This window comes from Cognatishimia activa (genome assembly GCF_001458335.1).
Lineage (GTDB): Bacteria > Pseudomonadota > Alphaproteobacteria > Rhodobacterales > Rhodobacteraceae > Cognatishimia > Cognatishimia activa.
The window spans coordinates 6870-16548 of sequence record NZ_CYTO01000019.1 but is presented as its reverse complement, the minus strand read 5'-3'; the positions used below and the strand labels follow the sequence as shown (position 1 = coordinate 16548).

9 protein-coding genes are annotated in these 9679 nt (G+C 55.4%); 3 read left to right on the top strand and 6 right to left on the bottom strand.

The window, feature by feature from the left end:
• The first annotated feature begins 164 nt into the window (after positions 1-164).
• The gene (locus TA5113_RS09260; protein WP_058314856.1) at positions 165-602 is read left to right on the top strand and encodes a hypothetical protein; all 438 of its coding nucleotides are present in this window, start codon (positions 165-167) and stop codon (positions 600-602) included.
• Positions 603-708: 106 nt separating this feature from the next.
• Here TA5113_RS09260 and TA5113_RS09255 read toward each other — a convergent pair whose 3' ends face one another.
• The 5 genes from TA5113_RS09255 to TA5113_RS09235 all read right to left on the bottom strand — a co-directional run bounded on the left by TA5113_RS09255 (position 709) and on the right by TA5113_RS09235 (position 7654).
• Positions 709-1104 carry a response regulator gene (locus tag TA5113_RS09255; protein WP_058314857.1) on the bottom strand — a complete coding sequence of 132 codons (396 nt, stop codon included), beginning with the start codon at positions 1102-1104 and terminating at the stop codon, positions 709-711.
• A 29-nt stretch (positions 1105-1133) separates the two neighbouring features.
• Positions 1134-4466, bottom strand: a complete 3333-nt coding sequence (locus tag TA5113_RS09250) for a PhnD/SsuA/transferrin family substrate-binding protein (protein ID WP_058316691.1) — start codon at positions 4464-4466, stop codon at positions 1134-1136.
• Complete coding sequence (locus TA5113_RS09245; protein ID WP_058316690.1) at positions 4456-4827, bottom strand: Hpt domain-containing protein; 372 nt, start codon at positions 4825-4827, stop codon at positions 4456-4458. The genes TA5113_RS09250 and TA5113_RS09245 overlap by 11 nt, the downstream gene beginning before the upstream one ends.
• Positions 4828-5061: 234 nt before the next feature.
• A complete protein-coding gene (locus tag TA5113_RS09240) occupies positions 5062-6000 on the bottom strand; it encodes a response regulator (protein WP_058314860.1) in 939 nt (312 codons plus the stop codon).
• A 559-nt stretch (positions 6001-6559) separates the two neighbouring features.
• Entirely contained in the window at positions 6560-7654 is a 1095-nt protein-coding gene (locus TA5113_RS09235; RefSeq protein WP_058314861.1) for a Fic family protein, read from the bottom strand.
• A 138-nt stretch (positions 7655-7792) separates the two neighbouring features.
• On the opposite strand from TA5113_RS09235, the gene TA5113_RS09230 reads away from it, so the two are divergent.
• Positions 7793-8695 (top strand): dihydrodipicolinate synthase family protein, encoded by a 903-nt coding sequence (locus tag TA5113_RS09230; protein ID WP_058314862.1) that lies wholly within the window; start codon positions 7793-7795, stop codon positions 8693-8695.
• Between the two features lie 73 nt (positions 8696-8768).
• Complete coding sequence (locus TA5113_RS09225; RefSeq protein WP_058314863.1) at positions 8769-9290, top strand: hypothetical protein; 522 nt, start codon at positions 8769-8771, stop codon at positions 9288-9290.
• 60 nt (positions 9291-9350) lie between these two features.
• Here the strand turns inward: TA5113_RS09225 and TA5113_RS17200 are convergent.
• A partial coding sequence (locus TA5113_RS17200) for a BCCT family transporter (protein WP_258953921.1) occupies positions 9351-9679 on the bottom strand: 329 nt, incomplete at its 5' end.

Here is a 9679-nt window from a genome sequence, read left to right as displayed (position 1 = left end):
TCTACAACGTGATCCGCGACATCTTCGTGGCCATCCTGCACGACCACTCCCCGACCATCTGCGTGGAAATCGGTCGCGGCAACATTCCAACTGTCCTGCAGCCTTCCTTCTATGAAATGGAAGAGGCGCGTCAGGATCTGACAGCCGCGTAATGGGCCCGGCTCGTGGATAGGGCGCGGCGCATAGAATCCTTGCAGGTTCTGCAGCGCGTCAAAGAACACGAGCTTGATACTCACGCCGCCGCGATGGGCCAAATCCGGGCCCACCAAGCGCAGATCCAGTCAGAGCTGGATCAGCTCGATGAAAAAATCAGGAACGAAGCCCATATCGAAACCCCGGAATCTGCGCCGTTTCTAGCAGGTTTTTTAAAGGCCATTGAAACGCGCAGGGCTTTTTTGCAGCAAGAGATGGATCGCTTAGATCAAGAAGCGGCAAAGATCGAAGGGCAGCTTTTTGAAACCTATACCGAGGCACGTTCTAATGAGGCGGTGCTAGACAAAAACCTCTTTGAAAAACGCCGCGAAGAAGACATGGCAGAAACCGCGTCTTTAGAAGAGGTCGCCCGCAATCGCTATTTGCGTCAGATGCGGGGAGAGACTTAAAGCAGCGACAAGAACCCGCCCACTTCTTCTTTGTCAAAATTCTCCGGGGGAGAAATCGGATTTTCAAATCCGATTGAGGGGGCAGCGCCCCCTCTTCATACGTCACTCACGCAGCGTTCTGGAAACCCGCCGCCCACATCTCACGGATCTGGGTTGCCAATGTGGTCGGATCAAACGGCTTCGCAATGAAACCCAGCTCATACGGCCCAAGCAGGCTGTCTTTATCAGACTCACCAACTTTCGCCGTCATGTAGATTGCTGGGATCTGTTCATAGCCCGGCATCTCGCGGATCTTCGCGATGGTTTCTGGCCCGGTCAGCCCCGGCATTTGCACATCGCACAACAGCAGCTCCGGTTTGAAATCACCCACGATATCCAAAGCCACGGTGCCCAGCTCCGCCTGTGCCACTTGAAAACCACCGATCAGTTCCAGCGCCATATTCGCGATTTCGCGAATATCCGCCTCGTCCTCTACATGCAGGATCCTTGTCAGTTCACCCATTTCATTCACCTATATCCAAGACCATTTTCTTAACCACGAGCCCGGCGACGCGCCTTGCCCCGGCCTGCGCCCGATGGGCGCGCAAATTTCGAAACCACACCGCGTTCGGCTTCAGGCGCTTCCACCTGTGTCACCATCACAATGACGGGCAGCGACTCAGGCAGGCGCCCACCGGCGACCGGAATGATTGTCATGCAGTGTGCCAATCCAATTTTGTCAAAATGAAGGACAGCATCGAATTGATCGTTGTCAGCCAGCACCAATGCTTGCGGCACGTCACCCGCTGGCATCAGTGACACATCTTCCGCATCCACTTTCGGCAGATCATTTTCACCAACCGCCATCAGCTTAAAGCCACCCTCTGGGGTCACCATATTCGGGATCATGCTCAGCCAATTTGAATACATGTTCGTGCGCAGGCTGTTCAGGATCATGCCGTCAGACATATTGCTGTCTTCTGAAGTCGCCTGAAGGACAGACACTTTCAAGTTTGACAACCGCTCGCGTTCAAACAGCTCGGTGACCAGGTTCCGACCATCATCAGAAAGCCAGTTGAAGACCGATGATTGACCCACAACGCCCTTACCGCTGACCACTTGGCTCACGGTCACGCTGCCACTCTCAAGCTCAACTTCAAAGCCGCCGGATTGCATCTGTGCCAGCAGAACTTGCAGTTCGGTGCCGTCACCAACTTGGCCATCGCCGCCAGCAGCGGCCGCGCCAATCCCTGCTTGATCAGGGGTCAGGCCCGCACCGGAGAAGGCAACCTCTTCACCGTCCAGCGGCTCAAACGGCATAACCTTGTTGCCAATCATGCGCGGCAGGTCGACGAAGAACTCGGTGCCGATGTCTTTTTCCGAGGCAAAGAAAATCTCGCCCTTGTGGCTTTCCACAATCAGCTTCGCGATCGCCAGACCAAGACCGGTACCACCTTGAGAACGGGTGTCACCCATATCGGCTTGGGTAAACTTGTCAAAGATCGTGGCTTGCGCCTCTTTCGGAATACCGCAGCCAAAGTCGCGCAAAGTGAAGCGCAGGCGGCCGCGATGGATTTTCAGCGTCGCGACGATCTCTTTGCCCTCGCCAGAGAACTTGGACGCGTTGGACATCAGGTTATCCATCACCTGTGTCAGGCGGTCTTTATCCGCCATGGCCATAAAGCCATCTTCGTCTTCTTCCACGTTCAAACGCAGGGTGCATTTGAACTTCTCGGCGTAGAACTTGTTGGACTCCATCGCTTTATCAACAACTTCCAGCACATCGACGGGCGCCATCTTGAAGTCCATTTTGCCCTGCTCGATCTTCTCCATATCGAGCATGTCATTGATCAGAAGAACCAGGCGGTCACAGTTGTCCGCTGCCATGCCAATCATCTTATCCATCTGCGGGGTCAAATCACCAATGGCCCCGGATTTTGCCAGACCCAGCGCACCCTTCATGGACGTCAGCGGTGTGCGCAATTCGTGGGACACGGTGGCCACAAATTCGTTCTTTGCTTTCTCGGCCACTTTGCGATCCGTGATGTCACGGTAGATCGAAATAAAGCGCGGCTCGTCATTGTCAGGCTGCACATATTCCAAGCTGATCTCGTAAGGGATGCCATTGCTGCCAGTGACTTCCCAAGTCATGCGGCGTTGCGGGCCTTCTTCCAGCGCTTCACAACGCATCTCGAGCGCGCGCACATCTGCATCCGTCAAAATATCCCGCGCGCTACGGCCTTGCCAAGTGCCGCCGATGCGGTTCTCGATCAGCTTTTCATTGGCGGTGCGGTTACAATACATCAGTTCCAACGAGCCCGGCCGCAGCACCACAACCTGATCTTCGATCAGCTCAAGACTGTCATGGAAGCTGTCATCAGAAATGCCTTTGCGGGTCTGCGTCATGTCGGTTGCAACAACCGCAATCTCAGACAGTTTATCACCCGCCCCAGACACCGGAATAACCGTACATTGCGCCCAAGCGATGGTTCCGTCTTCCTTGAGGATCTTCAGCGGACCATCCCAAGGCGCGCCCACCGACATGGACTGCATAATGTCTTCTTCCAGAAGCTTACGCTCTTGATCCGGCAAGATGTCTTTCAGGAAGGTCCCGGTCAAATCCACCTTATCGCGCCCGGTCGTCTCGCAGAAATTGTCGTTCACATGCGAGATCCGGCCACTGGGGCGCAACATCAGGAACACCGTGTGTTCCTCAACCGCAGACCGATAGAAGAGTTTGGAGCGCAGCTCGCTCTCCAGCACATCTTTGCGCATTTCTGCCAACTGGATATTGCGGCGCAATTGCAAGATCAGGAACAGCAAAGAGAAGGTGATGAAAGCGGTCATCCCAAGGATGACCCACTTATAACTGCTGTAAATCCTCAGGATCGCCTGAACCAGATAGTTCTCGTAGGGGCGCACACGCAAAGAGATGAGCAGGTCATGCACATCCTGATAGTTCTGCGGCGCTTGCCAAACAATGTTGCCACCACTCACGGACTCAACGGACCCCGCATCGATAGACAGCATCGAATTGATCACCAACGCAAGCGCGTCATCTGGCACATTTTCCAAAGCGGAAAGCACCCATTCAGGGTACAGCGGTGTCGACACCCAAAACGGGTAATCTGGATAAGCCATCGGTGAGAGCGGAATGAAGTCATCCATATTGATGACGCCCTCTTCGGCCAAAGCCTCCAGCACACCAGCAGGCACCACACCCGCATCCACTAGGCCGGTTTGTACTGCGTAGATCACCTCACGTTGGTTGCCGCCGGAGAACACCAGCTCGCTCAGCATGTCTTGGACATCAAGACGACGACGACGGAACTCCTGCTCCGCCAACCACCAGCCAGAGAAATCGCTGGCTGCAACCGCCATAACCGACGCACCGCGCAGCTGATTGATCTGACGCACCGGAGAATCCGCGCGCGCAAAAACAACGGCACCGACTTCGTTATATGTCCGCCCTTCCCAGAAACGCGCCTGAGACAGCACGGCCCGCGCCCCGCTTTCCACCTCTGCGGTGACAAACATCGCTGGATTGGTCAGAGCAAAATCAACGGCACCCGCGCTCATCGCGTTCATCAGCTCTCCGTGAGAAAACGGGCGCACATTAAAACGATAAGGAGATTCCGCGAAAACCGCCTCGCGGTTCAAATACTCAATCGTAGGCCGCCACGCTTCGAGCGCACGCGTTGCCCCTTCGGTGGACTGAACCCCCACCGTGAAAACCTGTGTGTCTGCCGAGAATTCGGTTTGCTGCGCATTCGCAGCGGTGGCCCGCGCGACCAAAGTCACTGTCAAAGCCGCTAAAGTAATCCAGAACCCGAACCATCGACTAAGGGCTTGAAGCCCACGCCAAAGAGCTGTTCTATGCGCCATCCACATTCTGCTCCATCTCATCGAGCAGCGCATTCAGAAGTTCGTCGACAAAGTCGGTGTTGAGGGGGCGCGGTCCGGCCAACAGACTGTCGATATGGTGCTCTACCTGAGCCGCCAACGCCCCCATCCGGGGCTGTCCGACAGAACCGCAAATACCATGCAGCTTGTGGGCCTGGGCGCGAATCTCCGTGCAGGCGGCTTCTGCCGTTGCAGGATTTTCCAGAATCTCGAGCTGTGCACAAAAGTCGTCGATGCGATCTTCTAAAGAGTCGATGAACCGCGCGCGAATTTTCGCGAGTCCCGCCTCCAGAAGGGCCGCTTTACTGGCGTCCATTCCTTGCATCATGATCTGCTCACCCAAGTTTCTTATTCCTCAACGCTCTTCAGGCGCTGATTTTTCTTGCCACTTTCAGAATACCACAAAACCGGGAATCCATGTGGGAAAAACCACTGAAGATCTTAAGGAATGGTTAACATTTTCCATGGTTTAGAGCCGTTTTTCCACAGGTGGTGCCTGAGAGTCACGCATGACAGTGAGGCTTGCGGGAAATCGAAAGGGACGCCATGGCTCCCCTTTCTGGTAACGGCTTTGGAATTAGGCTGCGAACCGGCCGCCGGATTTACCGCCAGCTTCACTCAGCTTTTCAACCGCACGATCTAGGAAGCGCAGGTCGCCGCGTTTCTCAAACAGTTTCGGTGCTGCGATATCACCGATCTGTGCAGTAAAGCCTGTGGCGACCTCTTCACAATAAACCAGGTCCGGATCGTTCAGCATCATGACAAACTCATCATGCATGCTCTCTGCAGTTGGCAGTTTATTCTTAGCACCAACGCAAACAAAATTGCCGCCGCCCAGATAAGACAGGAAGGCCTGCGCCCCAACCAGGCAGTCCGAGATCACCTCAGCCACATCGGTCACAACGTAGGTAAATTCTTCGATGTCAGAGCCAGCATGAACATTCTCGAGCTCAGGCACACGGATCGCAAAAGCACCCATAGCAAACTGTTTCTGCTCAAGCATCAGAATGACATAGTTATCAAGCGCCGCACTCTTCACCACACCGCGCACATCTTTGATGGTCACCGGATCTTTGAACGGAGGCTTCGGTGCCGCCGCTGCCGGGTTCGAAGCCGCCGCTGCTGCCGCTTTGCGCGCTTCAGACTGGAGACGGTCGGCAAGGCGGATACGAGTCATCAGCTCGGTCGTATCAAACGGCTTGGTGACGTAGTCGGTTGCACCAGCCATGAAGGCGCGGTCAACATAGGTTTTGTCGTTCATCGCGGTGATCATGATCACCGGGGAATTCTTATAATGATCCATTTGACGGACATGCTGACACAGCTCTGTCCCGTCCATACCCGGCATTTGAATGTCGAACATGAACCCTTCAAACGGCGTCGGGGACGCGGCGATTTTCTGCAACGCATCTTCACCGGATTCCGCCAAGGTCACATCGGTGTACCCATGGGCTTCCAGTGTCGCAGAGAGAATTTCGCGGATCAGTTCGTCATCATCGACGGCAAGGATCTTCATTTTTGTCTCCAATCGCAGCGCCGCCAAATTGCGGCAGTGGGTGCTTCTGCACCCGGTTGCGGATGAACCCAAATGGCCGAGATGCTTCTGCACCAATCAAAACCCTAGGGTTGTCCTCAAAACTTATTGTTCAGTTTATCCGGACAATTGTGGCCCAAATTGGGCAAACTTTTGAATTGAGTAAAGCACTGGTTGGTTTCTTTAACCCGGCTTTAACCACTTAAAAACGTTAACCATTTTTTAATCATACTTTTCAATGCTTTAGCTAAAAGCGTTAGAACCCCACTGAGGCGGCGGGGCTTTACCCAGAGTTGAATAGCGCAAAATTGGTCTCAAACCGAAATCAGGTCTCTCTCCAAGAAATGATTGATTCCCAGCGGTGTTTGCCCGGCTCTAGGCCCCGATTGTTTTCAGTTGGGAAACAAAGAAAATACGGATCCGACAAAATAGGAATTCGACTAACAGTCGGCCATCCCATCGCCACACAAGGACTGACCAGCGGACGGGTACTGCATCGCTCCAGAGAGGTGATGATAGATATAATGGAGTCCCTAAAAGATTAGAGCTTTGCAGACCAAAAACGATAGCGTCTTTGCCCCGTGACTTCCTTAAGCAATCCTCGCTCCTCAAAAAGCTTCAAATTGCGCCGCGCTGACATCGGAGCGCATTTCGCGAGCCGCGCAGCCAGTTCCGCTGAAAACACAGGAAAGCGCAAAGATGTCTCAACCAAACTTCGGGGTGTGCGACCCGACAGGTCGTCCGTCAACTCCTTGGCGCGGGCCCGCCACGCGAGCAAACGCTCCACCTCAAGCAAAGCAGCCAACGCGCCCCGCTCAACGGTTTGATAAAACGATGCCAAAGCCTCTTCTGGATTGGACGCCCGCATATGTAGTGGCGCGACCCCTTCAGGCACCGGCAAAAACGGCGCTTGCGCATCAGCACCCAACAGTGCGGCGGCCACCATGGGCTCTAGCGCCTCATCCGGTGCTGTGATCTGCAATCGTCGCCACAAGAACAAACCACAGGCAGCGCGGGTCAGTGGGTGCAGCTGCCCCATAGCCTCAATCTGCTTTGTCCAATCCTCACCCACAGAATCCAGCTCTTCGCCGAGGGCGCGATCCTCATTGGGCAGCGCTTGCCGCTCCACCACTTTCTGGCGCCCCAGAAACGCGCGCAGCCCTTCTTCTATCGGAGAGCCCTTGCGCATCGCAATCAACCGACGAACCGCCCAAGACGCGCGCTCCAAATCTCGGGTCTCTTCCTGCGAACTCACCCGCAATGCCCGAAACAAGGCGATCTGCTCGGGCTTTAACCAAACCCCTTCACTACGCAAAATCGCCGCCACACTTTGCAAGGCGATCCTTTCCACAACATCGGACGGCAACGCCTCCAGCCGCGCCCCAAAACGCGCGAGCGCCTCAGCAGCCGACACCAGGCCACGATATGAGCTGCGTTCCGCCGCTGACCAATCCTTTGGGGCAACAGATGTCTCTCGCTGAGCGAAGATCAGGGGGCTTTCCCCAGGCGCAAAATCCTCCGGCGGCCCGGGCAGGAACCAAAGGTCCTCTTCTGGCGTCGGGTCAGACTCATAGATCGAAGGGGGAGACACCCCCTCGTCATATTCGTCCGATTTGTTGTCGGGATCTTGGCTCATGCCAATCAACCTACGGTGATTCTGCCGGGCACGCTTAGATTTTTTCGCGCGCCAGATACACCCAGACATAGACCTTGCATGCCACTCAGCCCCTCCCTAGGGTCCGGCCAAGCACAGCGAAATCCAGGAGATTGTCCCATGCGCTTCATCGGCTTTTCCGCCTTCCCCATCACACCCACCTTTGCCGACGGCCAACTAGATGGCGCCGCATTCCGCAAAGTGTTGGATCCAATTCTGGCGGCAGCGGTCGACTCCATCGGGCTTTTGGGCAGCACAGGTGCCTACCCCTATCTCTCGACGGACGTGCGAAAAGAAGCGGTCAAAACAGCGCTGGATCACATCGACGGTGCGGTCCCTGCGGTGGTCGGCATCGGGGCCATCCGGACCGATATGTCCGTTGAACTCGCCCAGCACGCCGCCGAAGCGGGGGCCAATGGATTGCTTATGGCACCCATGTCTTATCAGGTTCTGTCAGAGCCCGAGGTCTACGACCACTTCGCCGCCGTGGCCGAGGCCACGGATCTCCCGCTCTGCATCTACAACAATCCGGGCACAACTCAATTCCGGTTTAGCGTCGACCTGATCCGCAAGCTTGCAAAAATCCCGACAATCACTGCGGTTAAGATGCCTCTGCCAGCGCGCGAGAATTTTGCAGACGAGTTGAAACGCCTGCGCGACGCAACACCAAATGGATTTCAAATTGGCTATAGCGGCGACTGGGGCTGCGCCATGGCTTTGCTGGCCGGGGCCGACTGCTGGCACAGTGCGGTCGGGGGCATCCTACCGTCCCAATGCCGCGCCTTGGCAGACGCTGTGGTCAATGGCGACACCGCCAGAACCGCAGCCATCTCTCAAGCAATCGCCCCGATCTGGGACCTGACCAAATCCCACGGAAGCTATCGCGTGTCCTACGCCATTGCACGCGGGATTGGCATCGCCGATGTCTCCCCAATCTTGCCGATCAAACCGCTCACAGCAGAGATTGAACAGCAACTGATAGAAGCCGTGGAACATCTGAATAAAGTGATTTCCAACGGCTAACCCAACACCAACAAAGCTTGACAACACCTGCAACTCCACAGCAAAACATACGCAAGCGTATGGAGTCGCAATCATGTTTTCAATCCGCCCCTGCCCGCATCCAGAGACCTCATATTTAAAGGCCTATAGCTCTCGCCCGGACCACTACACCGACTGCTTTGAAACCACCGCGGTAGACGAAGTTAGCCTGACAGAATTGGTGGAAGCGTTCTTCACCTCTCCTGTTCTAAGGCTTGAACGAAAGCTGCTTGGTTTGGCCGGCATGCCGTCCACCACTGCAGCGGTCACCGCGCTTGCCAATGGCGCCGGAACGAAAGTGTCGGGCTGGGAAACAGAACAGCGGGATGAGAACCAACTGCTTCTCGCGATCTTCCAAAACGGCATTCGGACATGGTTGATGGTTGAGCGAGACGGCACAGGAACAAAACTGTTCTTTGGCTCAGCGGTGGTTCCCAAAAATGCCGGTAGCGAAAATCCGAAACTCGGCTGGTGGGTCAATGCCTTTATGGGGTTCCACCTGCTTTATTCTCGCATCGTCTTGGCAGCGGCAAAATTTCAAGTTCGGCGCATGAAACGCCGCGCCGCAACCGCGTGATCCGCCAAAGAAAAAGCCCGGGCGCAAACCCGGGCTTCTTTTGTTTCTATTTAGCGCGTCTTACTCAGCTGGTGCAGCCGCATCAGCCGTCGTAGCGACGCCTGCTTCTTCGCGTTTGCCATCGTTCCAGATCGCTTTGATCAGAGCGAAACATTGCAGCACCATCACAACAGAGAACGGGAACGCCCCGATCACCATCGCCGTGGTAATCGCTTTGTGGCCACCGGCAATCAACAACGCCGCCACAACCGCGCCCAGGGCAATACCCCAGAAGTAGATATGTGGGCGTGCTTTCGGGCCTTCGTCGCCTGCTGCGTTGATGGTGTTCACAATCAGAACCGCGGAGTCAGCTGTTGTGACCAGATAGGTCATCAGCAGAACCACGATGA

Bases quoted from the DNA above. Each gene is read 5' to 3' on its own strand.
- TA5113_RS09240 (WP_058314860.1), bottom strand. From the start codon at position 6,000: ATGAAGATCCTTGCCGTCGATGATGACGAACTGATCCGCGAAATTCTC.
- TA5113_RS09225 (WP_058314863.1), top strand. From the start codon at position 8,769: ATGTTTTCAATCCGCCCCTGCCCGCATCCAGAGACCTCATATTTAAAG.
- TA5113_RS09250 (WP_058316691.1), bottom strand. From the start codon at position 4,466: ATGGCGCATAGAACAGCTCTTTGGCGTGGGCTTCAAGCCCTTAGTCGA.
- TA5113_RS09230 (WP_058314862.1), top strand. From the start codon at position 7,793: ATGCGCTTCATCGGCTTTTCCGCCTTCCCCATCACACCCACCTTTGCC.
- TA5113_RS09255 (WP_058314857.1), bottom strand. From the start codon at position 1,104: ATGGGTGAACTGACAAGGATCCTGCATGTAGAGGACGAGGCGGATATT.
- TA5113_RS09235 (WP_058314861.1), bottom strand. From the start codon at position 7,654: ATGAGCCAAGATCCCGACAACAAATCGGACGAATATGACGAGGGGGTG.